The 26,055-nt window shown below is 64.9% G+C and carries 23 protein-coding genes, 1 tRNA gene and 2 riboswitches; of the genes, 9 read left to right on the top strand and 15 right to left on the bottom strand.

Annotation, left to right across the window (positions count from 1 at the left end):
• Positions 1 to 129 precede the first annotated feature (129 nt).
• The 8 genes from JQ586_RS28905 to JQ586_RS28870 all read right to left on the bottom strand — a co-directional run bounded on the left by JQ586_RS28905 (position 130) and on the right by JQ586_RS28870 (position 11,259).
• Complete coding sequence (locus JQ586_RS28905) at positions 130 to 1,548, bottom strand: amidase (protein ID WP_212398022.1); 1,419 nt, start codon at positions 1,546 to 1,548, stop codon at positions 130 to 132.
• A complete protein-coding gene (locus tag JQ586_RS28900) occupies positions 1,541 to 2,713 on the bottom strand; it encodes a M20 aminoacylase family protein (protein ID WP_212398021.1) in 1,173 nt (390 codons plus the stop codon). Before JQ586_RS28900 ends, JQ586_RS28905 begins: the two co-directional genes overlap by 8 nt.
• Positions 2,714 to 2,720: 7 nt before the next feature.
• Positions 2,721 to 4,241, bottom strand: coding sequence for a M81 family metallopeptidase (locus JQ586_RS28895; RefSeq protein ID WP_212398020.1), 1,521 nt, complete (start codon positions 4,239 to 4,241; stop codon positions 2,721 to 2,723).
• Between the two features lie 237 nt (positions 4,242 to 4,478).
• Complete coding sequence (locus tag JQ586_RS28890; protein WP_212398019.1) at positions 4,479 to 6,119, bottom strand: ABC transporter ATP-binding protein; 1,641 nt, start codon at positions 6,117 to 6,119, stop codon at positions 4,479 to 4,481.
• Positions 6,120 to 6,162: 43 nt separating this feature from the next.
• Positions 6,163 to 7,050, bottom strand: coding sequence for an ABC transporter permease (locus JQ586_RS28885; protein WP_212398018.1), 888 nt, complete (start codon positions 7,048 to 7,050; stop codon positions 6,163 to 6,165).
• A 3-nt stretch (positions 7,051 to 7,053) separates the two neighbouring features.
• Entirely contained in the window at positions 7,054 to 7,995 is a 942-nt protein-coding gene (locus tag JQ586_RS28880) for an ABC transporter permease (RefSeq protein ID WP_212398017.1), read from the bottom strand.
• Between the two features lie 443 nt (positions 7,996 to 8,438).
• Positions 8,439 to 9,749, bottom strand: a complete 1,311-nt coding sequence (locus JQ586_RS28875) for a D-amino acid dehydrogenase (protein ID WP_212398016.1) — start codon at positions 9,747 to 9,749, stop codon at positions 8,439 to 8,441.
• A 65-nt stretch (positions 9,750 to 9,814) separates the two neighbouring features.
• A riboswitch (glycine riboswitch) is annotated at positions 9,815 to 9,928 on the bottom strand.
• Between the two features lie 3 nt (positions 9,929 to 9,931).
• A riboswitch (glycine riboswitch) is annotated at positions 9,932 to 10,036 on the bottom strand.
• Positions 10,037 to 10,128: 92 nt separating this feature from the next.
• Complete coding sequence (locus JQ586_RS28870; RefSeq protein WP_212398015.1) at positions 10,129 to 11,259, bottom strand: M20/M25/M40 family metallo-hydrolase; 1,131 nt, start codon at positions 11,257 to 11,259, stop codon at positions 10,129 to 10,131.
• A gap of 265 nt (positions 11,260 to 11,524) precedes the next feature.
• Here JQ586_RS28870 and JQ586_RS28865 point away from each other — a divergent pair, with 265 nt between their 5' ends.
• On the top strand, positions 11,525 to 13,144 hold the full coding sequence (locus tag JQ586_RS28865; RefSeq protein WP_212398014.1) for an ABC transporter substrate-binding protein: 1,620 nt from the start codon (positions 11,525 to 11,527) through the stop codon (positions 13,142 to 13,144).
• Between the two features lie 117 nt (positions 13,145 to 13,261).
• Here the strand turns inward: JQ586_RS28865 and JQ586_RS28860 are convergent, their stop codons facing one another.
• Together JQ586_RS28860 and JQ586_RS28855 are read right to left on the bottom strand one after the other, a co-directional pair.
• Positions 13,262 to 13,522: a hypothetical protein gene (locus JQ586_RS28860; RefSeq protein WP_212398013.1), complete on the bottom strand. Its 261-nt coding sequence runs from the start codon at positions 13,520 to 13,522 to the stop codon at positions 13,262 to 13,264.
• A gap of 29 nt (positions 13,523 to 13,551) precedes the next feature.
• Positions 13,552 to 13,725: a hypothetical protein gene (locus JQ586_RS28855; protein WP_212398012.1), complete on the bottom strand. Its 174-nt coding sequence runs from the start codon at positions 13,723 to 13,725 to the stop codon at positions 13,552 to 13,554.
• A gap of 312 nt (positions 13,726 to 14,037) precedes the next feature.
• Between JQ586_RS28855 and JQ586_RS28850 the strand changes: the two genes are divergently transcribed.
• From JQ586_RS28850 to JQ586_RS28840, 3 genes are all read left to right on the top strand, one after another.
• On the top strand, positions 14,038 to 14,322 hold the full coding sequence (locus tag JQ586_RS28850; RefSeq protein WP_212398011.1) for a PilZ domain-containing protein: 285 nt from the start codon (positions 14,038 to 14,040) through the stop codon (positions 14,320 to 14,322).
• A 241-nt stretch (positions 14,323 to 14,563) separates the two neighbouring features.
• Positions 14,564 to 15,790: a metallophosphoesterase gene (locus tag JQ586_RS28845; RefSeq protein WP_212398010.1), complete on the top strand. Its 1,227-nt coding sequence runs from the start codon at positions 14,564 to 14,566 to the stop codon at positions 15,788 to 15,790.
• Between the two features lie 249 nt (positions 15,791 to 16,039).
• Positions 16,040 to 17,914 (top strand): phospholipase D-like domain-containing protein, encoded by a 1,875-nt coding sequence (locus tag JQ586_RS28840; RefSeq protein WP_212398009.1) that lies wholly within the window; start codon positions 16,040 to 16,042, stop codon positions 17,912 to 17,914.
• Positions 17,915 to 17,989: 75 nt separating this feature from the next.
• Here JQ586_RS28840 and JQ586_RS28835 read toward each other — a convergent pair.
• Positions 17,990 to 18,076: transfer RNA gene (locus JQ586_RS28835), tRNA-Leu, on the bottom strand.
• 226 nt (positions 18,077 to 18,302) lie between these two features.
• Here JQ586_RS28835 and JQ586_RS28830 point away from each other — a divergent pair.
• On the top strand, positions 18,303 to 18,737 hold the full coding sequence (locus JQ586_RS28830; RefSeq protein ID WP_212398008.1) for a twin-arginine translocation pathway signal: 435 nt from the start codon (positions 18,303 to 18,305) through the stop codon (positions 18,735 to 18,737).
• Positions 18,738 to 18,793: 56 nt separating this feature from the next.
• Here JQ586_RS28830 and JQ586_RS28825 read toward each other — a convergent pair whose 3' ends face one another.
• Positions 18,794 to 19,996 carry an FAD-dependent monooxygenase gene (locus JQ586_RS28825; RefSeq protein ID WP_212398007.1) on the bottom strand — a complete coding sequence of 401 codons (1,203 nt, stop codon included), beginning with the start codon at positions 19,994 to 19,996 and terminating at the stop codon, positions 18,794 to 18,796.
• A 7-nt stretch (positions 19,997 to 20,003) separates the two neighbouring features.
• Positions 20,004 to 20,249, bottom strand: coding sequence for a zinc-finger domain-containing protein (locus tag JQ586_RS28820; RefSeq protein ID WP_212398006.1), 246 nt, complete (start codon positions 20,247 to 20,249; stop codon positions 20,004 to 20,006).
• Positions 20,250 to 20,497: 248 nt separating this feature from the next.
• Between JQ586_RS28820 and JQ586_RS28815 the strand changes: the two genes are divergently transcribed.
• Both JQ586_RS28815 and JQ586_RS28810 read left to right on the top strand, forming a co-directional pair.
• A complete protein-coding gene (locus JQ586_RS28815; RefSeq protein WP_212398005.1) occupies positions 20,498 to 21,631 on the top strand; it encodes a hypothetical protein in 1,134 nt (377 codons plus the stop codon).
• Positions 21,632 to 21,690: 59 nt separating this feature from the next.
• Positions 21,691 to 22,443 carry an alpha/beta fold hydrolase gene (locus JQ586_RS28810; protein WP_212398004.1) on the top strand — a complete coding sequence of 251 codons (753 nt, stop codon included), beginning with the start codon at positions 21,691 to 21,693 and terminating at the stop codon, positions 22,441 to 22,443.
• Here JQ586_RS28810 and JQ586_RS28805 read toward each other — a convergent pair.
• The gene (locus JQ586_RS28805; protein WP_409411026.1) at positions 22,429 to 23,796 is read right to left on the bottom strand and encodes a hypothetical protein; all 1,368 of its coding nucleotides are present in this window, start codon (positions 23,794 to 23,796) and stop codon (positions 22,429 to 22,431) included. The genes JQ586_RS28810 and JQ586_RS28805 overlap by 15 nt on opposite strands.
• Positions 23,797 to 24,019: 223 nt before the next feature.
• On the opposite strand from JQ586_RS28805, the gene cysE reads away from it, so the two are divergent.
• Both cysE and JQ586_RS28795 read left to right on the top strand, forming a co-directional pair.
• Positions 24,020 to 24,847: a serine O-acetyltransferase gene (gene cysE, locus JQ586_RS28800; RefSeq protein WP_212398003.1), complete on the top strand. Its 828-nt coding sequence runs from the start codon at positions 24,020 to 24,022 to the stop codon at positions 24,845 to 24,847.
• Positions 24,848 to 24,977: 130 nt separating this feature from the next.
• Positions 24,978 to 25,190: a DUF3126 family protein gene (locus tag JQ586_RS28795; RefSeq protein WP_212398002.1), complete on the top strand. Its 213-nt coding sequence runs from the start codon at positions 24,978 to 24,980 to the stop codon at positions 25,188 to 25,190.
• Positions 25,191 to 25,222: 32 nt separating this feature from the next.
• Here JQ586_RS28795 and JQ586_RS28790 read toward each other — a convergent pair whose 3' ends face one another.
• The gene (locus JQ586_RS28790; RefSeq protein WP_212398001.1) at positions 25,223 to 25,933 is read right to left on the bottom strand and encodes a hypothetical protein; all 711 of its coding nucleotides are present in this window, start codon (positions 25,931 to 25,933) and stop codon (positions 25,223 to 25,225) included.
• Positions 25,934 to 26,055 lie beyond the last annotated feature (122 nt).

Below are 26,055 nucleotides of genomic sequence, written 5' to 3'. Positions count from 1 at the left end.
CTCTCGGTTTTCTTGAATGAACCGCGCTGGCGCGCGTCTTCATCCAGATAACCCGGCAATGCATCCCTTGGGAAGAACTCGGATGCGCGGATCAGTTCCGCGCATCGCGAATTGTGTTGAGGCGCTACGCTACTTCTTCGGCGGTATCGGCCAGGGTTTCTGCGCGCCGCGCAGGCCCTCGAAGGCCTTGCCCATGCCGAGCACGCCGATGTCGTCGAAGCGGCGGCCGATGATCTGGACTCCGATCGGAAAGCCCGTCTTGTCGTAGCCGCCGTTGATCGACAGGGCGGGATTCTCCGCCATATTCCATGGCACGGTATAGCAGATGTGCTCGAACGGCTTGGCGGGGTCGTTCAGCGGCGAGGCGAACTCCGCGGGAAAGTTGACGACCGGCGATACCGGCGAAAGCACATAGTCGACTTCGCAGAACAGCTTTGCGGCGGCTGCACGTATCGCCATCGTCATGTTGAAGCCGCGCACCACGTCCACGCCCGACAGCTTCGCGCCAGCCTCGCCCCATGTGAGGATGTAGGGCAGCGTCTTGTTGCGTTCCGCCGGTGACAGTTTCGAGAGATCGTCCCAGGTCCGCGCGCGCCAGAAATTGTCGAGGCCTTCCAGCATTTCCTCGGTCAGGATGCCGTCGATCTCAGTAATGACGGCGCCGGCGGATTCGAACGCCTTTGCGGCCTTCACGACGACGTCGCGCACCTCCCTGTCGAGTTTCTGCCCGGCGCCCGCCTCGAGCATCAGGCCGATCCGCAGCTTGCGCGGCGACTTCTCCGGCGCCTTCCAGTTCACCTCGAGTGCTGGCAGGCTCATGCCGTCGCGGCGGTCGGGCCGCGACAGCACGCTCATCATCAGCGCGGCATCGTCGACGGTGCGGGTCATGGGGCCGGCGACGCGGCCGACATAGGGCGGATCGATCGGAACGCGCCCCAGGCTCGGCTTCAGCGCGACGAGGCCGCACCAGGAAGCCGGCAGCCGCACCGAGCCGCCGATGTCGGTGCCGAGATGCAGAGGACCGTATCCGGCAGCGCCCGCGGCACCCGCGCCGGAACTCGATCCGCCCGGGTTCTTGCTGACGTTCCAGGGATTGCGGGTGAGGGGATGGAACGACGACAGTCCGGACGACAGCATGCCGTAGTCGGGCATCGTGGTCTTGGAGAAGATGACGCAGCCCGCTTCGCGCAGCCGCGCGGCAGGCGGCGCATCCTTCTCCGCGGGCACGAGCTTGACGCTCGCCGCGCCCAGCGGCACCGGCTGGCCCTTGGTGGCGACGTTGTCTTTGATTGTGGCGGGAACGCCGTCGAGCGTGCCCATCGGCTCGCCCTGCTGCCAGCGCTCGGTCGACGCCTTCGCCACTTTGCGCGCCCCGTCGGGGTCGTAGAGGTAAAGCGCCTTGATGTGCGGTTCGAAGGCCGCAACGTGGGCGATGACCTCTTCGAGGACTTCCGACGGCGAGAACTGCTTGGCACGATAGCCGGCGAGCAGGTCGACGGCTGACAGATCGTGCAGCGAGGTGATGGTGTCCTGCTTCGCCTTATGCATGGGCACCTGCCGGCATGCGTTTCTCGATGATGCGGGCGAACATGCTGGCGCCGATCGGCAGGATCTTGTCGTCGAGAACGTAACCGGGATTGTGCACGGGGACCGAGCCGTCATGGCCGATCCAGAAATACGCGCCGGGAATGGCCTGCATCATGTCGGCGAAATCCTCGCTGCCCATCTTGGGCGTAGAGCGGGTCAACACCTTGGCGGGATCGACCACGGTGCGGGCGACTTCCTCGACCACGCGCGACTGCTCTTCCTGGTTCACCAGCACGCTGAAGGTATCGCGGATGTCGACGTCGATCTCGACGTCGAAGGTCGCGGCAATGCCGGCGCAGACCGCGCGCATCCGCTTTGCGACCAGCTTGCGGATTTCGTCGGAGAAGGTGCGCACGGTGCCGCACAGCCAGGCTTCGCCGGGGATGACGTTGTAGGCCGAGCCAGCATGGATCTGGGTGATCGAGACCACCGCGGCCTCCAGCGGATCGACGTTGCGGCTGACGATGGTCTGCAGCGTCTGGGCGACGGTGGTCGCGATCACCACCGCGTCCTTGGACCGCTCGGGCATCGCGCCGTGGGCGCCATAACCGCGGATCTTGATGTCGAAGAAGTCAGCCGCGGCCATCGCCGGGCCCGGCAGGATCGCGATCTCGCCATGGTTGAGGTCGGGCGCATTGTGCAGGCCATAGACCTCGTCACACGGGAATTTCTGGAACAGGCCGTCCTTGATCATCTCCCGCGCGCCGCCGAGACCTTCCTCGGCGGGCTGGAAGATGAAGTGCACGGTGCCGTCGAAATTGCGCGTCTCGGCGAGATAGCGCGCGGTGCCGAGCAGCATCGTGGTGTGACCGTCATGGCCGCAGCCGTGGAAACGGCCCGGAATGGTCGAACGCCACTTCAGGTTGGTGTTCTCCTCCATCGGCAGCGCATCCATGTCGGCGCGCAAGCCGATCCGCTTGGTGCCATTGCCCTTGCCCTTGAGCACTCCGACCACGCCGGTGCGGCCAAGGCCACGATGCACCTCGATGCCCCAGCTTTGCAGCTTGTCGGCGACGATGCCTGAGGTGCGGATCTCCTCGAAACCGATCTCGGGATGTGCATGCAGGTCGCGCCTGATCGCGGTGAGTTCGTCTGCAAAGCTGTCGATGCGTTCGATGGTTGGCATGAGCTGTCTATCCGTTGCTTCGTGATGGGGAGGAGGGCGTAAAGGCGGGGCCGTTCGGCTTGATGCGGATCCCCGGACGCAGATGCTTCCAAGGCAGGGTGGCTGGATCCGCCGGCATCGGGCCGGGGGCGGCGCAGATCAGGAGCGTCTCGGCGATGGGCTCGAAGTCGGCGCGGAAATGCACCGAGCTCTTGTTGACGAGGATTTTCTGCGCCGTCGGCTCGATGCCGACAAAGCGGTACATCGCCTGGTCGGCGAGCTGGGCCTTGTAGGAACCGACGACGACGCGGACCTCGCCGATGCGCAGGCAGGCCGACGGCCCCATGTCCATGTCGCGGCCGCCATAAAACGGCCCCGGCGCGACGAACCTGCCGTCCGAGAGTTTCTCGACAACGAAGGCCTCGCGGTACGGCGCGTCGCCGGGAATGCCGGACTTGCCACCGAGATCGAGTGTGACGGTGGCGCCGACGCCGGCCGCATGCGCGGCCTTTGCCGATTGCGGATCGAAGATGACGCCGGTCGCGCCACTCGCTTTGTTGCGCACCAGCGCGCGCAGCATGCCGGTGGTGTCGGAATTGCCGCCGGCGCCGGGATTGTCCTGGGTGTCGGCGATCACGATCGGCTTCGTAGCGGATGTCGCCAGTTCCATTGCCAGCCGAACGCCCTCGTCGGGCGAATAGATCCGGCCGTCGAAATCATCCTCATGGCTCTCGACCAGCGCCGCGATCCTGTCGGCGGCAGCGTCGGCATCGGCCTGGGTTCGTCCGTAGGCGAACACGCTCGGCCCGCAATCCCTGAAATCGGCGGCCGGGAAGCCGAACGCGAATGACAGGGTCGGGATTGCGTCGCTCTCCAGCGCCGCAAGCGTCTCGTAGATGCCCTTGGCCGGCTGGTCGCTGGTGCATTGCCAGCTGATCGGGATCAGGAACGGCAGTTGCCGGAACGCCTTCGCGAGGCGCTGCTCGGTCTTCAGCAACAGGGCCAGATGCCTGGCGCAGGCGCGGCCGGTCGCGGCCATGTCGACATGCGGATAGGTGCGGTAGGCGATCAGCGCATCGGCATGCCGGATCATCTCGGGCGAGACGTTCGCATGAAGGTCAAGGCTCGCGACCAGCGGCACGTCATTGCCGATCACCGTGCGGATGCGAGCGAGGATCTCGCCCTCGCCGTCGTCATGGTGCTCGGTCACCATAGCGCCGTGCAGGTCAAGGTAGACGGCATCGATCGGTCCGGCCGCCTCCAGGCGATCGATCATCTCCCTGACGATCCGCTCGAAGGCAGCCTCGGTGACATGCGCCGACGGGGTCGCTCCGGCGGCAACCGTCGGGACCAGCTCCCAGCCATTGGCCTCCGCCGTCTCGACGAAACCGGCGAGGCCGGCGTTGATGTTGCGCATGACCTTCAGCACGTCGGCGCCATGCGTCATCGACGGCCAGCCGCCGCCATGCACGAAGTCGTCATAGGTGGCCTTCGTCGGGGCGAAGGTGTTGGTCTCGTGCAGGAAGCCGCCAACGGCGATGCGGGTCATCAATTGCTCTCGGTACAATCTTGGCGGCGACGTTAAGCGTGTCGTCGCGCCGAGCGCAAGCCGTGGAGCACTGCCGGATTTGCATGCCCTCAGCGCAGTCCGTCATTGCGAGTGAGGCCGTCGCCCCAACGCGACGTGTCGGACACGTAGCCCGGTTGCAGCGAAGCGCAATCCGGGGAACGGCGAGTCCCGGATTTCGCTTCGCTGCGTCCGGTCTACATACTTTTGTCGGAGGCGCTACTCCGCCGCTTCCGAAACCGGGCGGAAATTCGCGAAGTCCCAATCGCGTCCCGGGGCGGCCTCGAGCAGCGCGCGGGTGTAGGCCTGCTGCGGGTTGGTCAAGACCTCCGCCGCGGGCCCCTGTTCCACGACGCGGCCATGCTGCATCACCACGACGTCGTCGCAGATCTGCGCCGCAACACGCAGGTCATGCGTGATGAACAACAGCGCAACGCCGAGCCGCTTCTGGATTTCATCGAGCAGGGCCAGCACCTGCGCCTGCACCGAGACGTCGAGCGCGGACACGGCCTCGTCCGCGACCAGCACGTCGGGATCGAGCGCCAGGGCGCGCGCGATCGCGATGCGCTGGCGCTGGCCGCCGGAGAACTGGTGCGGATAGCGCGAGACGGCATCGGGCGGCAGGTGCACCAGTTCGAGCAGCTCGCGTGCCCGCGCCAGCGCGTCCTTGCGCGGCATGCCGTAGTTGATCGGTCCCTCCGCGATGCTCTCTCCGACCGTGACGCGCGGGTTGAGCGAGCGGTAGGGATCCTGGAAGATCATCTGGATGTTCTTGCGGTGCGGCTGCAGCAGCCGTCGCGACAATTCGGAAATCTCGCGGCCAACGAGGCGCACGCCGCCGGAGGTCGGATCGATCAGGCGGACGATGCATCGCGCCACCGTCGATTTGCCGGAGCCGCTTTCGCCGACGATGCCGAGCGTGCGGCCCTTGCGCAAGGTGAGGGTGACGTTGGTCGCAGCCGCGACCTCGCGCGGCTTTCCGAACAGCGAGCGTTCGCGATAGACCTTGCCGAGCTCGTTGGCCTCCAGCACCACGGCCTCCTGGCTCTCCTCGCGCGGCGCGCGCGGCACGAGGCTCGGCACCGAGGACAGCAGGTTGCGGGTGTAGTCCATCTTCGGCGCGCGCAGCACGTCGTCGAGCGGGCCGGTCTCGACCAGCCGGCCGTGCCGCATCACCGCGACGCGGTCGGCGATCTCGGCGACCACGCCCATGTCATGGGTGATGAACAGCACCGCGGTGCCGTGGTCGCGCTGCAGGTCGCGCATCAGGCTGAGGATCTGCTTCTGGGTGGTGACGTCGAGTGCCGTGGTCGGCTCGTCCGCGATCAGGAGTTTCGGCTCCAGCACCAGCGCCATCGCGATCATGATGCGCTGCCGCTGCCCGCCGGAGAGGCGGTGCGGATAGGAGGAGAAGATGCGCTCGACATCCGGCAGCCGGACGTGCTCCATCATCGCCAAAATCTTCCGGCGCCGCGCGCGGCCGTCGAGATCGGTGTGGGCGCGCAGCACCTCGTCGATCTGGCGGCCGACCGGCACCACCGGGTTGAGTGCCGTCATCGGCTCCTGGAAGATCATCGCCATCCGCGTCGCGCGCAATTGCCTGAGGCGCCGGTCGGTGGCGGTGAGCAGTTCCTCGCCGACCAGCTTGACGCTGCCGGCCGTCGGCACCAGCATGCCTTTCTGCTGCAAGCCCATCACCGTCAGCGACGTCACCGACTTGCCCGAGCCACTTTCGCCGACGAGGCACAGCGTCTCGCCCTCGCTCACCTGAAGCGAGAGGTCATCGATGATGCGGGGGCCGTTCGTCTTCTTGCCGAGGCTGACGACGAGATTGCTGATATCGAGGACGGCGTTGGTCATCGAATTGTTCCGATCGTCATTGTGAGGAGTGCGAGCGAAGCCGTCACTTGCCCTCACGCTGCTTCATGCGGGGATCGAGCGCGTCGCGGGCGGCGTCGCCGATCAGGTTGACGCTGAGGATGGCGATCGAGAGCAGAAGGCCGGGCCAGAAGATCAGCGACGGCTTGACCTGAAAGTAGGCGCGGCCCTCGGCCATGATGTTGCCCCAGGTCGGCGTCTCCGGCGAGATGCCGGCGCCGAGGAACGACAGGATCGCCTCGGTCAGGATCGCCGAGGCGCAGACATAGGTGCCCTGCACGATCAGTGGCGCGATCGTGTTCGGCATCAAATGCCGCCACATGATCTTCGGCAGGCTGGAGCCGACGGAGATCGCGGCCTCCACATAGGGCTCCTCGCGCGCTGTCAGCACGACCGAGCGCACCAGCCGCGCCACGCGCGGGATTTCGGGGATCGTGATCGCGACCATCACGGTCCAGATGCTGGCGCCCGACAGCGACACCACGGCGATCGCGAGCAGGATCGCCGGGATCGCCATCAATCCGTCCATCACCCGCATCATGACGGCATCGACCCATCGGAAGAAGCCGGACACGAGGCCGATCAGGAGCCCGATCACGATCGAGCAGACCGCGGCGCCAAGCCCGATCAGGAGCGAGATGCGCGCGCCGTAGATGATGCGCGACAGCACGTCGCGGCCGTAGGCGTCGGTGCCGAGCAGGAACTGGGCGCTGGATGGCTTCAGCCGCTGCGCCGGCGTCAGCAGCAGCGGGTCGTGCGGTGCCAGCAGCGGTGCGAAGATCGCCATCAGGATGATGAGGACGAGGCAGATCGTCGCAACCGCGATGATCGGGGTCGCCGTCAGGAATCCGAATTTCATCCGGAACGGCCGGGTGACCGGAAGTGTCGACTCGGGAAGGGTATCGATCGCCATTGCTCAGTACCGGATACGAGGATCGAGCAGGGTGTAGGCCAGGTCGATCAGGAGATTGACCCCGACATAGATGCACGAGGTCAGGAGGATCATCGCCTGGATCACGGGATAGTCGCGCGCCAGCACCGCATCGACGGTGAGGCGGCCGATGCCGGGCAGGTTGAACACGCTCTCGGTGACGACGACGCCCGAGATCAGGAGCGCAAAACCCGAGCCGATCACGGTGATGACGGGCACCGCGGCATTGCGCAGCGCGTGGCGCAACAGCACGCCGGTCTCGCCGATGCCCTTTGCGCGCGCGGTGCGGACGTAATCCTCTCCGAGCACGTCCAGCATCGATGCACGCGTCATGCGCGCGATCAGCGCCACATAGATGAAGGAGAGCGTGCAGGTCGGCAGGATGATGCGCTCGAAGAACGGGCCGAAACCGGCGGTTATGCTCTTGAAACCCTGCACGGGCACCCAGCGCAGGTCGAGCGCGAAGACCTGGATCAGCACATAGCCGATCACGAACACCGGCACCGAGAAGCCGAGCACCGACAGGCCCATCACGAAGCGGTCGATCCAGGTGCCGTGCTTCCATGCCGCGATCACGCCGAGCGGAACCGCGACCAGGATCGACAGCACGATGGTGGTCAGCGCGACCGAGATCGACGGCTCGACGCGCTGGCCGATCATCTTGAGCACCGGTACGTTTGAGATCAGCGAGACGCCGAGATCGCCGTGCAGCAGCTTGACGATCCAGGTGTAGAACTGGATGTAGATCGGCTCGTTGAGGCCGAGCGAGGTGCGGATGCGCTCGAGCTGCGCGGGCGTTGCATTGTCGCCGGCGAGGATCGCGGCGGGATCACCCGGCGTCAGCCGCAGCAGGAGGAACACGAACAGCGCGACCACGCCCATGGTGGGAATGGCTGCCAGGATGCGGCGGATGAGATAGCCCAGCATCGCCGCTATCTCCCGCCGCCCGTCGGCGCAAAACCAGCGCTGAGCAGCATCATGTTCATGGTGTCCCCTTGATCTGTGTCATGCGCTTCCCTGTCTTTTATTCCTAAACCGGGCCCGCAAGTCGCGACTTGGCGGGCAAATAGTGTGCCAAGGGCGATGCCGTCGCAAGGGCCGAACGGCAAGGTTGCGCAGTTGAACGCATGGCTCGAAGCGAGGGATGTTATACCCGCTACCGATGCGGCGCTGACCGGTTCGTGCTGACTGGTTGTCCGCGCACGACAAGCGGCGCGCAGCGCCGACCCAATGCGCATTGTCTCCCCCCCCCCCCGCGATGAAACGCTTCGTCCCGCCACGATGCTAGTTCCTGTCATGCGGCGAATCTCTGCGAATTCGGACCGGGCCGGACGCGTGCACGCTCATATTCTTCCTCTTTGCCTGGATAATTAGAGGAAAGCTGCGTGGCTGGTCTTGCTCGCATCGACCGGTGACGACGGCACCATCGGTGGCGCGCCAAGGCCGCTCCAGTCGTCGATCGCCTCGGCGACGATCTGCGCCGTGGCCGCCGACAAGGTCCAGCCGAGATGGCCGTGGCCGGTGTTGTAGAACACTCCGGGACTATGTCCGGCGCGAACGACCGGCATCATGTTCGGCATCATCGGGCGCAGGCCGGCCCACGGCACGACCTTCGAGGTGTCGATCGCGGGGAAGTGCTGTCGCACCCAGTCGACCAGCGGCCGGATGCGATCGGCGCGAATGTCGCGGTTGAAGCCGTTGAACTCGGCGGTTCCGGCGACCCGGAAGCGGTCCGCGCCGAGCCGGCTGGTGACGATCTTGGCGGCCTCATCGAGCAGGCTGACGGTCGGCGCTGCCTGCCGGCTTTGCGGCGCGTCGAACTGTACCGTGATTGAATAGCCCTTCACCGGATAAACGTTGACGCGTTCGCCCAGCATCGCCGCGAACTGCCGGCTGGCGACGCCGGCGCAGATCACGATGCCATCAGCCTGAAGGTCATGCCGCGCCGGTGCGACCGCGTCGGTCGATCCCGTCGCACGCCAACTGACGCCGAAGCCGCCGTCGATCCGCGCGATCGCGTCGACGGCAGCATCGTGCACGAAGCGCGCACCGCGGCGGATGCAGGCATCGGCCAGTCCGCGGGTGAATTTGTGGATATCGCCGGTCGCATCCGACGGCGTGAAGAAGCCGCCGTAGCAGGACGATTGCAGTGCCGGCTCGATGGCGCGGATCTCCTCCGGGGTCACCGGCCGGCGGTCGAGGCCGCCTTGCCGCAGCAGCGCGTTGACGCGCATCCCCGCGTCGAATCCGGTCTTGTCGTGATAGACGTGGAGAATGCCGCGGCGTTCGAGATCGAAGGCGATGTTCTCGCGCTCCGCGATCGAGAACAGATGGCGCCGCGCCTCGATCGCTAGCCGCGTGGTTTCGATGGTGTTGGCGCGGTAGCGGCCGATGCTGCCGACGAATTCGCCCATCCAGGAATATTTGTGCCAGCTTGGCTTCGGATTCATCAGCAGCGGCGCATCGTTCCGGAGCATCCAGCGCAGGCCCTTGAGGATGGTCGCGGTGCTGTTCCAGACTTCGGCGTTGCTGGCGGAGAGTTGTCCGCCATTGGCGAACGAGGTCTCCATCGCGGCATAGCGATGCCTGTCGAGGACAGTCACCTTGTAGCCGCGCTCGAGCAGGGCATGGGCGGTCGTCACGCCGGTGATGCCGGCGCCGATGATGGCGATATGTGTCATGATGGTCTCAGGCTCCCGTGCGTTAGAGTCGCCGATCCGCCGGTCAAAACCGGCGACGGCGCCCCATCTGTCACGGTACCTGAGAGCTTGATCCGCACCGGGCCGAGACCCAAAAGCGGACTATCCCCTTCGGTGGACGCACAGCCTGTGATGTTGGGCCGTGCCGTCTCTCTCCAGATCGTCCTGACGATACAGTCCTTTTGCCTGAGAGTTTCCGGGGCGGTTGCTCCGTCGGCGCCGACGCGAATGCCTGATGCCTTCGCTTCGATCTCTCCCGCATCGTCGAATTGGACGGCCGGACCGTATGTGAAGCCTCAAAATTGAACAAGGCCAAATTTCGATCCGGCTGTGCCAATGTGTTGTGCAGTGCAAATCGATCTCAATCCAATGTCGCCAGCAGCGCCGCCATCAGGCGACCGCGCTCGGCCAGGCTGTCGACCTCGATATGCTCGTTGAGCGTATGCGCATCGGCGCCGCGGACGCCGAGTCCATCAAGCGTGGGGATGCCCATCGCGCCGGTGAAATTGCCGTCGGAACCGCCGCCGGCACTGCCATGCGGCAGGGCCAGGCCCATCTCGCGCGCGAGGCTTTTTGCTTTCTCATACAGCGCCATGGTGCCGGCGTCAGGCTCCCAGACCGGTCGGGTGACGCCGCGCGTCACCTTGAAGGTCACGTCGTTGGCCGTGCCCGACAGCGCCAGCACTCGCTCGACGCCGCGGTCGAGATCGGCCTGGCGCTTGGCCATGCTGAGCGCTTCGCCGGTGCAGGTCGTGGCGACGCAATTGACCCATTGGCCGCCATGCACGATGCCGACCGAGTACGTGCAGTCCTCGGTCGTCATGCCGTCGATGGCGAGGATTTGCCGCGCCATCTCGCGGATCGCCGAACGTCCCGAGGAGAGTGTTGCGCCCGCATGGCTCGGCTTGCCGGTGGCTTCGAGGTTGAAACGCGCGATCGCGTAGCGGCCGGTGACGACGCCGTTGTTCGGCCGGCCCGGCTCCGGCACCAGCACGTATTTGTTGCGCGCCGCCTCCGCCTCGATGATGTCGCGGGTCGACGGCGTGCCGACCTCCTCGTCGGGCGTGAACAGCACCGTGATCGGCAGCGGCGTGGTGAACGCGGCGCGCGCCAGTTGGCGGATCGCCTCGAGCGACAGATAGTTGCCGCCCTTCATGTCGAAGATGCCGGGGCCGAAGCACTTGTTGCCCTCCCGCCGCCATTTCAGCTTCTCGATCGTGCCGACCGGATGCACGGTGTCCATATGGCCGGCGATCAGGATGCCGGGCTGGCCCTGCTTCGGATGCGGAAATCGAGCGCGCACGCAGCCGGCAAAACCCTGACGGCCGGCGATGCGCTCGATGGTCGCACCCATGATCGCCATCTCGCGTGCGGCGAGGTCGAGCATGCGCTCGACCGCGGTCGCATCCCAGGTCGGGCTTTCGCATTCCACCCAGCCGCGGAGTCCTTGCAGCATCGCATCGGAATCAAAGGGGAGATTGGCTGGGTTCATGACGTTTCTCTCTTGTTGTTTGACCGCGCCGGCATCGCGCGCGCCTACGAAAATCTCAGGCGGCGATTTTGTAAAGCCAAAATGCGACGCGCCGGACAATTCGTTTGTGTACGTCCGACCTCGACCAAAACCGGATTGACGCGCACAGCACTTGGTGCAAGTCTCGATTTCACAAGCCATACAGCATGTTAGTTCGCCTAAATAACGAACCTCATGCATAACGAATATGCCGGCTGTGACCAGTTACACGTCAGGAGAGAATTGAATGGTCCAAAATTCGCGTTGGAAGCGTTACACGCTAGCGGCCGCGCTGACGGCGCTCGCGCTGTCGTTCGCGCCGCAGAAGATGTCGTTCGTGCCGCAGGCCATGGCCGCGGGCAAGACCATCACCGCGGTGATGCATTCGGACCTGCGCATCATCGATCCGATCCTGACCACGGCGTACATCACCCGCGACCACGGCTACATGGTCTATGACACGCTGATCGCGACCGATTCCAATTTCAAGATCCAGCCGCAGATGGCGGATTGGAAGGTCTCCGACGACAAGCTCACCTACACCTTCACGCTGCGCGACGGCCTGAAGTGGCACGATGGAACGCCCGTTACTGCGGAAGACTGCGTCGCCTCGCTGAGGCGCTGGGCCAAGGTCGACGGCATGGGCCAGAAGCTGATGGACTTCACCGCCAGCCTGGAAGCCACCGACGCCAAGACGATCACCCTGAAGCTGAAGGAGCCCTACGGCCTGGTGCTCGATTCGATCGGCAAGCCGTCATCGCGCGTGGCCTTCATGATGCCGAAGCGTCTCGCCGAAACGCCGCCGGACAAGCCGATCCCGGAGCAGATCGGCTCCGGCCCCTTCAAGTTCGTGGCCAGCGAATTCCAGCCCGGCGTGAAGGCGGTCTATGAGAAGAACAAGGACTATGTGCCGCGCAAGGAGCCGGCGAGCTGGACCGCCGGCGGCAAGGTCGTCAAGGTCGATCGCGTCGAGTGGCTGACGATGCCGGACGCGCAGACCGCGATCAACGCGCTGCAGTCGGGCGACATCGATTTCATGGAAAATCCATCCTTCGAACTGCTGCCGGTCCTTGAAGGCAACCCGGATCTCAAGGTCGAGACGCTGAACAAGTTCGGCTTCCAGACGCTGGGACGGATGAACTTCCTCCATCCGCCCTTCGACAACATCAAGGTGCGCCGCGCCGCGCTGCTCGCGATCAATCAGAAGGACGTGCTCGACGCTCTGGTCGGCAATCCCAAATACTACAAGACCTGCGTCGCCTTCTTCATCTGCGACACGCCGTTCGCGACCGACGTCGGCGGCGAGACTTTGCTGAAGGGCGGCGACATGGCCGCGGCCAAGAAGGCGCTCGCCGAATCCGGCTATGACGGCACGCCGGTCGTGATCATGGCGCCAGGCGACGTCATCACGCTGAAGGCGCAGCCGGTCGTCGTCGCCCAGCAGCTGCGCGAGGCAGGCTTCAAGGTCGACCTGCAGGCGACCGACTGGCAGACCGTCGTCAGCCGTCGCGCCAGCCAGAAGCCTCCCAAGGATGGCGGCTGGAACATGTTCTTCACCAACTGGGTGAGCGCCGACGTCTCCAACCCGGTCACCAATCTCTCGATCGGCGGGCAGGGCAAGAATGGCGGCTGGTTCGGCTGGGCGGAGGACCCCAAGATCGAGCAGCTGAAGGACAGCTTCGTTCGTGCGACGTCGCTGGATGATCAGAAGAAGATCGCGGCCGAGATCCAGAAGGAAGCCTACGACCAGGTGATCTACATTCCGCTCGGCCAGTACCAGGCGCCCAGCGCGTGGCGGAAGTCGCTCACCGGCGTGCTCGACGGTCCGGCGACGCCGATCTTCTGGAACATCGACAAATCGGAGTAGGGCAAAAGCGAACCCTTACTATCGACGCGCAATGGCCGGGCTCAGTCCCGGCCATTTTCGTGTATGCAGGGAAGTCTTGCCGCGCCTTCGGTCCTGACTCAACCAGAACCGAAATTGCTAGAAGTGCGCATCCGCCCAACTTGCGTCCGCCGATCGGACAGGGCTGTTGGTCGAGCCGCTGGTGAGTTCGATCGCGTTGACGTGCGCGCTGCCGATCCAGGCCAACACGCCTGCCGCCAGGAACAGGATGCCGTAAACGGCGCCCGCGCCGCGAATCCATCGCCGATAGACGGTGCGTTCCTCGGGCGAGGCGTCAAGGAATTTCCGCGAGCTCAATCCGTTGCTGCAATGGCCGGCGTCGTCGCCGTAGTCGCTCATGGCGATCTCCAGGGAGATTGTGGAAGGCGTCACGGAAACACGGTCATCGACGCGAGATCGCCCGAAGCAGTGCCTGGTGACAGTGCTGCCAGATACAGGGCCAGCAAGAACATGACGGCCACGATCAGGTAACGTGACAGTGCCCACCCGTCACGGTCGCGCGCGCCGCGATAGGCAGTCCGGTCAAGATCGACAATTGCCATGAACTAATCTCCAACTGAAACAGGACTTGGGATATGTCAGCCGCGCAATTTGCGGCCCTAGTTTCCGGCCCGCGCACAATACGATGAAATTCCATCGCGGGTTGTGAAGTGCGCCACAAGCCTGACAACACGACGTGGTGATCGCAGTGCCTGATGCCGAGCGGAGCGCTCACGTCGCAGGCATCGCTGCGCAACCCGCTGGCATTCGGGCCTTGGGTCGGACGGTGCCCGGGGGCGTCGACGTCCTGTAAGCCCGGTGTCAGCCTGACGCCGTAATTTGAATGCCGCGTCCGTGCATACCGCGACCGAGCCATGCCCGAAGACAAGAAGCCCGCGCCGTCCGGCGCACAGCAGCCGGTGCCGACCGACCAACGGCGCGCCACGGCGCGGCGCCGCGTCCTCAAATCAGGGACGATCGAGTTCGGCCACGAAGCGATCCCATGCATCGTCCGGAGCCTCTCGCCGCAAGGCGCCGGCGTTGAAATCAACTCGCCGCTCTGGTTTCCCGACCGCTTCGTGCTCGTCGTCGACGGCGAGCGCCACGCCTGTCACGTCGTGTGGAAAAAGGAGAGGCGGCTGGGGCTGTCGTTCGAGTAAGCCGGGTTGCTATCGCCGCGCTGCGACGGCGAGTTGGGTCTTTGCTCTTCCTGTTTCGGGAGGACCGGAAACAGGTTCACGCAACTGCGATATTTCAGCGCACTCAGGAAGGGGGAGGCCTCCGTCGGCGCTATCTTGCCGGATCTACGATTGCGTCTCTTGCAATTCTCCTTGTGATTACAACCATAAAGAACATATCATGTAGTTTTACAACTACAAAGGATAGTCCAAGGAGGTCATCATGGCCATGCATCACCTCGTCCCGAACCCGAATGCGGCACCCGCGAGCCGTTTCGCGAAGACAAGGCGTCCGTTTCTCGAGCCGATTTCGAATCCCAAGAACAATCCGCATTTCGAAAAGCCGCCGTTTACGAACAACGTCAATCTGACGCTTCCTCTACGGGTCGTCGTGCCGGACGTGGCAGCGGCGGCTGCGACGGCGAAGAAGCTTGTGTTTCACGTTATCGGCGACTCCGGCGGCATTCATGGTGACGATGTTCAGGTGGCCGTCGCCGAGGCGATGGAAGATCAGATCAAGTCCGCAAAAGGCGCCGACCAACCCTCCTTTCTCTATCACGTCGGCGACGTGGTTTATTTCAATGGGCAAAGCGAACTCTATGGCGCGCAGTTCTACGAGCCATATCAATATTACCCGGCGCCGATCTTCGCCATTCCTGGCAATCATGACGGTGACACGCGGGTACGCAGGGACGATCCACCGGACACCGAACCATCACTGTTCGGCTTCACGGAGAATTTTTGCGCGCCGCAAGCGCACCAGATCGGCGCTTACCGCGCGACGATGACGCAGCCCTATGTTTACTGGACGCTAGACGCGCCGTTGGTCACGATTATCGGTCTCTACTCCAATGTCGAGGGCACGCTCGATGCGCGTGGAGCATTCGAGCAGCAGCGCTGGCTGGAGGAGCAATTGTCCAGCCTCAAATCGGACGACCGGTTCATCGTCGTCGCCGTGCATCATCCGCCCTATTCGCTGGACAAGACGCATGGCGGCTATCCGGACATCGCAGCGGCGCTCGATCAAGCGATGGTGCATACCGGTGTGATTCCCCATGCCGTGGTATCGGGTCATGTCCACAACATGCAGCGCTTCACGCGACGGTACAGCAACCGTCAAATCCCCTATGTGATCGACGGTCGCGGTGGATATGCCAATACCGACCGTCTCGCTCATAAGCTCCAGAAGAGCGATGATGGAGAGTATCCGACCGTGCCGGTGACGACGGTGTCGACACACGATGAGAACCTTGATCTCGATCTCAACTATTACGATCAGGACAGCGCTGGCTTTCTGCGTGTCACCGTGACGACGGAGAAGCTGACGATCGACTCGTTCACAGTACCATTCGACGGTGGCTTTGAGGACATCGTTCGAGACACGGTGACCGTGACGCGGGAGGGGCGCATCGATCAGCCCTCAGCGGGCGGTCGTCGCAGGCGGCGCTGAGCGAACAGGCCGTGGAAAAAGGGGAGGGAGCCGGGGCTGGCGTTCGATTAGCGCTCGAACCCGCCTGGCGCCGCGAGCCGATTTGCGCGGCCAGTTGTCATGTATTTCACAAATCTCCCCGGGTTGTCGCGCTATTGTGTGATGTGACCGGTATTTGTACCATATCTGCAATGCCCGCTTCAGTTGTGAGACGATGACGTCCGTTGTTTCGCACTTGAGGATATCTGGCCTGGCTCCCGGGGGACTCTGATGACAATCAATGTCAAGGCCTATGCGAACGCCGATGACGTCCTGGTCGCCTGGCAGCCGGACACCTGGCCGAACGACTGGGTCGGCTTCCAGCTCGAGCGGCGCAACAACATCACCCAGCAATCGATCGTGCTGACCAACCGCATCCCGCCGCAGCCCGGCGAGAAACCCGTGGCGGACGGCGGTATCCCGTCGACGCAATCGCCGTTCCGGCGCTGCATCTGGACCGATCACAGCGTCGTCGACACCGACAACGTCTCGTACCGGGTCACTGCGATGAAAGACGGTGCGAACGGGACGTTCACGCCCGATCCCGCCTCGGTGTCGGCCTGGACCGCGCCGGTTGTCGCCTCGGGCGACGCGGGGGGCGGCCTGTCGGCCTATTTCAACCGTGGCACCCTGATGTCCCAGATCGTCAGCCGCTTCGTGCACGGCGATACCTCGGATGATTCGCTGCGCAATTTCGTCAAAGGTCTTTCCGACCCGGCCAACCAGGCGCGGCGCTACCTTTCCGGCGACGCCCGGCACGAGATCCTGGCCTTTCTGCACGATGCCGACCTCCGCGGCAGCCGGATTCACGCCGCCATCTACGAGATGAACGATGAGGAGCTGGTCGGTGCGCTGAAACCGTTCGGAGCGCGCGGCAATGTCCTGCTCGGCAATGGCAGCGCAACCAACCCGGACATCGCGGGAGAGCTCGGCGGAGCGGGTCTCACGGTCAAGCACCGCGACCTGTCGAATGCGGGCAGGTCGTCGCCCAGCGTCCACAACAAGTTCGTCGTCGAGAGCGACGCTGATGGCAACGCCATCCGTGTCCTGACCGGCAGCACCAATTGGACGACCACCGGGTTGTGCACGCAGCTCAACAACGTGCTGATCATCGAGAACGCCGTTATCGCGGAGCGCTTCCTCGACCAGTGGGGCAAGCTGGTGGCGGACGGCAACGCCATGCCGCCCGCCCTGAAGGCTTCGAATTCCACTCCGACCATTGACGGCAACATTTCGCTCTACTTCGCAGCGACCAACGGCGAGGCGGAGTTTCAACCGGTGCTGGACCTGATCGGGAACGCAAAGAGCGGCGCGCTCTTCCTGATGTTCATGCCGGGTCAATCGCCACTGCTGGAGGCGTTGCTGGACCGCGCCCAGCAGAACGACATCTACGTTCGTGGCGTGGTTTCGACCGTGATGGCCAGCAAGAACGGTGACATCGTCTCGGTCGGCGGCGAGGTCGTGAAATCGGGCGCGCCGGCGCAATCCTTCCATGACGACGTCCAGCTGCCGCACGGCGTCAGCGCCACCAACGAGCCGTCATGGGCCGACGTGGAGTTCAGCGTCTCGCAGATCCGCAAGGCCGGGATGATCGCGATCGTGCATTCCAAGACCATCGTGATCGATCCGTTCTCCGACGATTGCGCCGTCATCACCGGGTCGCACAATTTCTCTGTCTCCGCGTCGCAGAAGAACGACGAGAACCTCGTGATCGTGCGCGGCAACAAGGCGCTGGCGCAGGCCTATGCGCTGCACATCAACGGCGTCTACGACCATTATTCCTGGCGCGGCTATCTCGGCAGCCGCGGCAATCCGGATCAGATCTATTCGCTCGACGGCTGGAAGCCGGGTGGCGGCAAGGAGCAGGAGCTGGATTTCTGGATGGAAGAGCCGGTGCCGCCGCGCGCCCACCGCGGAGCGGCACCACAATCCAGCCCTGCCAGAGCGGCTGCGAAAAGGAAAAAGGCAGTGAAGACATCTGCCAGCAAGCCAGCAAAGAAATCGCCGAAACAGGCAAAAGCAAAGAAGTCGGCCAAAGCCGCAAGGGCAACGGCCACGACGACGGCAAGGAAATCGAAGGCAAAAGCCAGGAAGTCGAAGCGCTAGCGCGACAGGCCGCACGCGGCGAATGCAAGCAGCTCACATCGCGGCTGCGCCACGCGCAGCCAACAGGGCGAAGCGTGGTGCGGGCGGTGGGAGTCGAACCCACACGACGTTGCCATCGAGGGATTTTAAGTCCCTTGCGTCTACCAGTTCCGCCACGTCCGCATTGCGCCAGGCGCGCCGATATCTAGCGCGTTTGGCGCGGAAACGGAATTGGCAATATCCGCCGTGAACAGACGCGGTTTCAATGGTTTAGCGCAGCGGCCGGCAATACCATTTGCATTACCCGTGGTTTGCAGGATAAGGGCAACGCGCTGCCGTGATGAAGCCTCAATCCGGACACCGGCGGCTGCTTTAGGCAATCTCAACACTGTCTGCTTAAGAAGGCTGGATGTTCGTTCGCTTTTCTCGCCGCCCGAGCCTGTCGCGCGGGGCGCTTTCGGTTGCGCTGCTCGCGTTGGCCGTCGGCGCGTCCGGCTGTGCGCAGGTCGGCGACACCATTTCGCCCGCCTTTGCCGATCCCGCCAAGTACGAGCTCTATGACTGCACGCAGCTCGAGGCCGAGCGCAAGGCCTTGGCCGGCCGTGCCGCCGAGCAGGAGGGCCTGATGGCCAAGGCGGAGACCGGCGTGGGCGGCACCGTGGTTGCCGAAATGGCCTATCGCAACGAGCTCATTGCGATCCGCGGCCAGCAGAAGAACGCCGAAGAAGCCTGGCGCAAGGGCAAGTGCCATGAGACGTCGCCGGCAAGCGCCACGCCTGCGCCGGCGGCAACGCCCGCCCCGAACGCGAAGAGCACGAGGCCGCCGCGTCCGCTGATCCATTAAGCGTTTTCGAGCGAACCGATGGCCACTTCGCCCGAAAAGGCTCCGGTCCGCGGTTCTCACACCCGCCAGTCGTAGATCCAGTCCTGTCGCGCCAGCATGCGCTCCGGTCCGATCGCGCGAATTGCGAGATCGCGCGCGATCGCGGCCGGCCCGGTCAGATGATAGATGCGTCCCTGCTGACGCGCGGTCCGCTGCACCCTCAGCACGCGCGCGCGCCGCATTCGCGCGTAGCGCTTCAACGCTTCGGGAATGCCTGATGTGTTCTCGCCGGTAAAGTCGCTCAGCGACTTGGCAAGTACCGCGGCGTCTTCGACCGCCATGCCGGCGCCCTGTGCGGCGAAGGGCAGCATTGCGTGCGCGGCGTCACCGAGCAGCGCGACCGAACCCGCATTCCAGTCGCCGATATCGGGCAGCGTAAACAGCGCCCATTTGCGCCAGCCGTCGACGGCGCCGAGCAGCATCCGCGCCGCCGAAGGCCAACGCGATGCGGCGAAGGCGTCCTTGATCTCGTTGAGGTCGCCGGGTTCGCTCCAGCCGGGTCGGTTCCAGGTGCCGGAGACGATCGCCACCACGTTGATCTGGCGCCCGGCCGAGATCGGGTAGGCCACGAGATGCGCGTTCGGCCCCATCCACAGCTGTACCCGCGGTGCGGTGTATTCGCGCGGCAGCGCATTGGCCTCGAGCGTGCCGCGCCAGGCGATCAGGCCCGAGAATTTCGGCTGCACGTCCGGGAACAGATGCCCGCGCACCGACGACCAGATGCCGTCGGCGCCGATCAGCGCCACGGCCAGTTCCTGCTGCCTCACATTGCCGCGGCGCTGGACCACCGTCAGCCCCTTGGCGTGTTTGGTGACATCCTCGAACTGGCAGCCGAGGCGCAGGTCGATGTCGGGATGATCGCTGACCGCGGCCACCAGCGCGGCCTGCAGATCGGCGCGGTGGATCACCCAGTAGGGCGCGCCGGCACGGAACGCAGCGGCTTCGCCGAGCGGCATGAGGGCGATCTCGCCGCCGGCCCGTGCGCTCATGATGCTGACCGCTTCCGGGGTCACCGCGCGCGGCGCAAGCCGTTGCTCCAGGCCAAGCTCGACCAGGATCCGGCTGGCATTGGGGGAGAGCTGGATGCCGGCACCGGCCTCCTCGAGCCGGTCGGCCTTCTCCAGCACCACGACGCGAAAGCCTTGAGCCGCCAGCGTCAGCGACGCTGTCAGTCCTCCGATCCCGGCGCCTGCAACGATGACGGTTCGCGTCAGCGCCACGGGGCGGTCAGGCGACCCTGTCCTTCAGGACGCATTCCGGCGGGCGTGCTTCGCCGGGCTTGAGGTCGGGCGCGAAGCGATAGAGCGTCGAGCAATACGGGCAGATGATCTCGCTGTCGTTGCCGAGGTCGAGGAACACGTGCGGATGATCGAAGGGCGGGTTGGCGCCCACGCACATGAACTCCTGCGAGCCGATCTCGATCACTGAGACACCGGCATCGTTATGGAAGTGCGGGACGACGTGGTCGGACATATTCTCACCTTGGATGGCAACGGCGGGCGGAGGCAGTCAGCATCGCGCGGCATTGCGAAATGCCGCGCACCATACTGGCGGGAACAATTGATTCCAAGTAGCCCCGGCCGCGGATTTGCTCTTGCAAATTCGACACAATCTTGTCGTCCCAGAGAAGCCCTTCTTTGGTCGGAGCCGTTGTGTCGCAAAAACGGCACACTATTTCCAAGGCGAATTAAAACAGCGAGATAAACCAGAGGTTTTCGCGAATGAACCGGGTGTGGCTCAGCCTCGCGGTGGCGGGCATGGCAGCAAGCGCCGCCGTGGGCACGGCGGTTTGGCCGCATGCCCACGATGCCGGCACCGTGCTGGCGGCGCAGGACGATCCGGTTGCACTCACCGATATCAGGCTGAGTTCCACTCTGCGCAGCAATCCGGCGCTGGTCTCGGAGAATATCGAGGCGGCGCTGGCCTCCGGTGATTCCGATCTCGCGGCTAGCTTCGTGGCGCTCGCGCGCGAAAGCAATATCCCGCTCGCAGACGACCTCACCAAGCGCGTCGACGACGCGACGGCCGACGAGGCCTCGACGACGCATTTCGCCAAGGGATTTGCGACCGGCCTCGTCACCGGCAATGCCGAGGATGTCGCGAGCCTCTCCGGCACGGTGGCGGGTGATCTGTTCGTGTTCGGTGACATCAGGGACGTGGTGCGCGAGGGCAAGCATCTGGCCATGGGCGAGGAGACCGATCGTCTCGTGCTCGGGCTTGCCGCCGCGGGGCTCGCCGTGACGGCCGCGGCCTATGTCTCGGTGGGCAGCGCCGCGCCGCTGCGCGCCGGATTGACGCTGGTCAAGGATACGCGCAAGGCCGGCCGCTTGAGCGAGGGCCTGATCGAATGGGCCGGTCGTTCGACGCGCGACGTCGTCGACGGACCAGTGCTCGAGCAGGCGGTTGCGTCGGGCTCGGTGTGGCGGCCGGTGGAGACTGCAAGCGCGATCCGCGCTGCGTTCCGCCCCGACAAGGCGGGCGGTCTGGTTCGCCTCGCCAAGGATGTCGGACGCGTGGGCGAAGCGGCCGGCCTGCGCGCCGCGCGGGATACGCTGAAGGTCGCGGAGAATCCGCAGGAGATCGCGCGCGCGGCGCGCATTGCGGAGGCGAAGGGCGGCCAGACGCGCGCGATCATAAAACTGCTTGGACGCGGCGCGTTGCTGCTCACTGTGGGCGCATTCAATCTGTCGATGTGGCTGTTCGGCGCGCTGCTCACACTGTTCGGCTTCCTGTCGTCGATCAAGGCGACCGCTGAACGGGCGACGTCGTCGTGGCTTCAGCGCAGCAAGGCGCGACGCCTCAAGGCGCAGATGGCGGCCCAGGTCGCGCTGGCGGGGGCCCCCGCACAGGGCTGAACTCGCGATCGCCTGCCGATCGCCAATCCCGATCCTCCCCAATCAAGATGGAATTGTTGATGCCGAGCTTTCACCACGGCGATGTTGAAATTGCCTATCTCGACGAAGGCGAGGGCGAGCCGATCGTGCTCGTGCATGGCTTCGCCTCGAGCAAGAACGTCAACTGGGTCTATCCGACCTGGGTCTCCGAGCTGGTCAAGGCCGGCCGTCGCGTCATCGCGCTGGACAATCGCGGCCATGGCGAGTCCGCCAAGCTCTATGATCCCGGGCAATACGAGATCGCAACGATGGCTGATGACGTCATCGCGCTGATGGATCACCTTGCGATTCCGCGCGCCGACATCATGGGCTATTCGCTCGGCTCGCGGATGACCGCGATCCTGGCCCGCGAGCATCCCGAGCGGCTGCGCTCGGCGATCCTGGGCGGCATCGGCATCGGGCTGATCGAGGGCGGCGGTCCCGGCGAGAACGTCGCCACGGCGCTGGAGGCGGCCTCGCTCGACGACGTCACCGATCCGGTCGGCCGCACCTTTCGCGCCTTCGCCGACCAGACCCGCTCGGACCGCCGCGCGCTCGCCGCCTGCCTGCGCGGCTCGCGGCGCCTGATGACGCGCGGGGAGGCGGCCGGCATCCGCGTGCCGGTGCTGATTGCGGTCGGCAGCAAGGACGAGATCGCCGGCTCGGCCGCCGCGCTGGGCAAGGTCATTCCGGGTTCGCAGGTGCTCGACATCCCGAACCGCGATCACATGCGCGCGGTCGGCGACAAGGTGTACAAGACGGGGGTTATCGACTTCCTGTCACGGCGCGCCTAGCTCGTCCGCATCGCGCGCGCTGAGAGCTTTCGCCGCCGCTAGCAGCACCACGAAGGTCGCGATCCACACGATGCGCGCGCCGTAGCGATCATGCGGGCCGGAGATCACGCCGCAGATGGCGGCGTTGCCGAGCAGCGCCAGCGTCACCGTGCCTGCCAGCAGCGTGATGTCGTCGCGCCGCCGCTGCCACAGGCCGCGGCTGAACAGCATCACGACCAGCACCATGGAGGCGAATGCGACCGGGACATGGATGCGGTTGACCGCGGTGAAGTCGAGACGCCAGCGCTGCTGGCGCGCTGCGTGCATCCTTGCGGCCTGCGCGGGGATGTAACGCTCGATGATGCCGTAGGTATGCGGAAGCCAGCCGCTGCTGCCTTCGCCGGTCGCGACCGACGAGAGCTGGCGCGCGGTCGCGGCCAGCGCGGCCTCGGCCTGCCACGCCGGATATTCGGCGAGCGCGCGCACCGCGATGAAGCCCATCTCGTCGTTCAGTCCCTGGAAGCGGCCGAGCGTGTCGAACATGCTGTGGCCCCACAGGAAGTCATCGGCCGTCGGCGGCAGCTCGTCGCGGTAGGGACAGAGCTTCAGGTTTTGGCTGGCGCAGTGGTCCCGCAGGTATTGCGTGACGATGCCGTCCTGGAGCATGCGGCCGAAAGCGACACCGTAGCCGCCGGGCGTCCAGGCGAGCTGCCCCGACAGCGCGAAATTCGCGGCCAGCAGCATTGCCGCGCCCGCGACGATGGTCAGGCTGCCCAGCGCCAGCCCCGCGAACGGGATCGGCCGGCCGAGCCACGGACGCACGGCCCAGCCGACGCAGCACAGGCCGAGCAGCACGGCAAGGGTCGCACTGTGGGTGGCCGCCGAGAACGCCGTGAACACGAACAGGATCCACTTCTCTAGCGTCGAGATCTTCGCCCCGCACATGACGAGGACGAACAGGGCGAGCACCGACAGGCCGGCAAAGATGTCGGTCAGCAGCATGCTCGCAATCCAGGGCAGGGCGGTGGTCGCGATCAGCGCGAGGCTGATCGCAACCAGCCGCGCCGGGCGGGCGAGATCGAGGACGCGCAGCGTCAGCTGCAGGATCCACAGCGTTGCCAGCGCCTGGATGCCGAGGTTGAGCCAGAAGCTCGAATCCTCGCCGACATGCAGGTAGATGCCGAATACGGTGGACCGGCTCGGCACCAGATATCCCTCGTACCAGCGGGCCAGATAGCCGCCGGTATCCCACTGGAGCAGCGGGTAGCCGTTCCAGAAGGCGGGCGCGAGCAGCAGGAGGGGAATGGCTATCGTGGCGGCCCAAACCGACCGTGTATCGGTCAGGCGTGCGCGTAGAATCTGCGTATTGATGATTTATCCCCCCGTATTGGGGTCGACCATGCCCAAATCCCCTCTGGGAATGAAATCCGCCAATAGTTGCAGAGCCACGGCTTGATTTCGGCGAAATCCGGACCACTTGCCCTAGACGTCTGCGGGGGAGCGTTCGGGCAGGGTTTACCGTCCCGCGCCGTCGGGGACGCGCTCGATCCATCGTGCTATAACGCATAACCGAACAACCGAATTGCGAGAGCAGCCAATGGCAGTTCATCAGGTCAGTCCGCAGGGAGGGAAGCTCGCGGCGCTCGATCCGATCTGGGATCGAATCCGCAGCGAGGCGGAGGACATCGTCCGCCGCGAGCCGGAACTGGCGTCCTTCATCTATGCCACCGTGCTGCATCATGATCGTCTGGAAGACGCGGTGGTGCATCGCATTGTCGAGCGTCTCGACCACGCCGCGCTGTCCGGCGACCTGATCCGCCAGGCTTATGGCGAGGCGCTGCGCGACGAGCCAGATATCGGCAACGCGTTCCGCGCCGACCTCGTCGCAGTCTATGACCGCGACCCCGCGACCGCGCGCTTCATCGACCCCTTGCTCTACTTCAAGGGTTTTCACGCGCTGCAGACCCATCGTCTCGCGCACTGGCTCCATCTGAAGGGCCGCAAGGATTTCGCCTTTTACCTGCAGAGCCGCTCCTCGGCGGTGTTCCAGACCGACATCAACCCGGCCGCCAGGATCGGCCGCGGCATCTTCCTCGATCACGCCACCGGCTTCGTCTGCGGCGAGACTGCCGTCATCGAGGACGACGTCTCGATCCTGCACGGTGTTACGCTCGGCGGCACGGGCAAGGAGAATGAGGATCGCCATCCAAAGATCCGCCATGGTGTCCTGATCGGTGCCGGTGCCAAGATTCTCGGCAATATCGAGATCGGCCATTGCGCGCGCATCGCCGCGGGCTCCGTCGTGGTGAAGCCGGTGCCGCACAACGTCACGGTGGCGGGCGTGCCCGCGAAAATCGTCGGCGAGGCCGGCTGCGCCGAGCCGTCACGCACCATGGACCAGATGCTCAACGCCATCGGGCTTTGATTTCATTCGCTTTCTGACCGCGGCGTGCCCTGACAAATATCGTGCCGCCGGAGCCTGAAAAGGCTCTGGCGGTCTTTGTCATCCCGTCCTAAAAACGCCCCGGAAATCATCGACCCGATTGGAGACGACCGTGGACGTTCAGGAAGTAAGGAAGCTCGACGCGTACCTTAAACGCGTGTTCGGCAATCCCAAGATCCGCGTGGTACCGCGGCCGAAGAAGGACGACTCGGCCGAGGTCTATATCGGCGAAGAGTTCATCGGCGTGCTGTTCGTCGACGACGAGGACGATGATCGCTCGTTCCAGTTCCAGATGGCGATCCTGGAAGAGGATCTGGCCGAATAGCGCAGAATTGGCCGCGCCAGCTGCCAAACTTGCTAGCCCTTCGCGCTGTGCATCTGCGCGGAGAGGCGGTCCATCGCAGTCGCGATGTCGCGCCATTGCGCGAGCCAGCTTCGCGGGAAGCGGAAAGTCAGGTCGGCGCCCTCGATGCGCCGCTCGCTGAGGCACATGCCGGGCGTTGTGGTGTCGCGCGAGCAGCGTGCGACGAGCGCCGGCTCGCTTGCGGTGAACAGGTCCTCGCCGGCATAGGGTGAGCCGCCGCGAAATGCGCGCGTCGTCAGGCCGTCGTCGGTGTTGGCGGCGTCGTCGAGATAGCGCGGATAGATCGTGCGCAGGCGCATCTCGGGCGCGAGGGAATCGTGATGCGCCGCGATCGACACGAAGATGCGGTCGATCGGCTGCACCTTGTCCTCGATGGTGTCGGCGCTGTAGTGCCTGGGCGCTCCGGGCGCCTCGAGCGAAGGATAGAGGAAATCGAGATCGACGCGTTCCTGCGGCCCGGAATGGCGCTGGATCTTCATGCGCACGGCCATGGTCGGCACGTTGAACAGCGTGCCGCCGACGCTGACCGGCAGCCGCGATGGGTCACTGGGCGGGACGGTGGCGTATGTCGGCCACAGCAGATAGGCGACGAGCGCAATCGCGCCGGCGGCGAGCAGTGCCGACAGGATGATCGGGACCAGATGCGCGCGCGGATTGCGCCGGGTGTCACGCGCCAGATGCTGGGCCGTCGAGAGAAGCGTCATGGGATGTGTCGGGTCACGTCAGATGAGGCCGAATCATCTCCGGAATATGCCACGCATCGACGCAATTCCGTATGATTCCAATGGAATCCGGACCGAACCAGCCATGCGTCGGCACGCCGGCG

This window comes from Bradyrhizobium jicamae (genome assembly GCF_018130215.1).
Taxonomy (GTDB): Bacteria; Pseudomonadota; Alphaproteobacteria; order Rhizobiales; family Xanthobacteraceae; genus Bradyrhizobium; species Bradyrhizobium jicamae_A.
The sequence above is the reverse complement of the archived record's forward strand: the minus strand, read 5'-3'. Positions and strand labels throughout refer to the sequence as shown.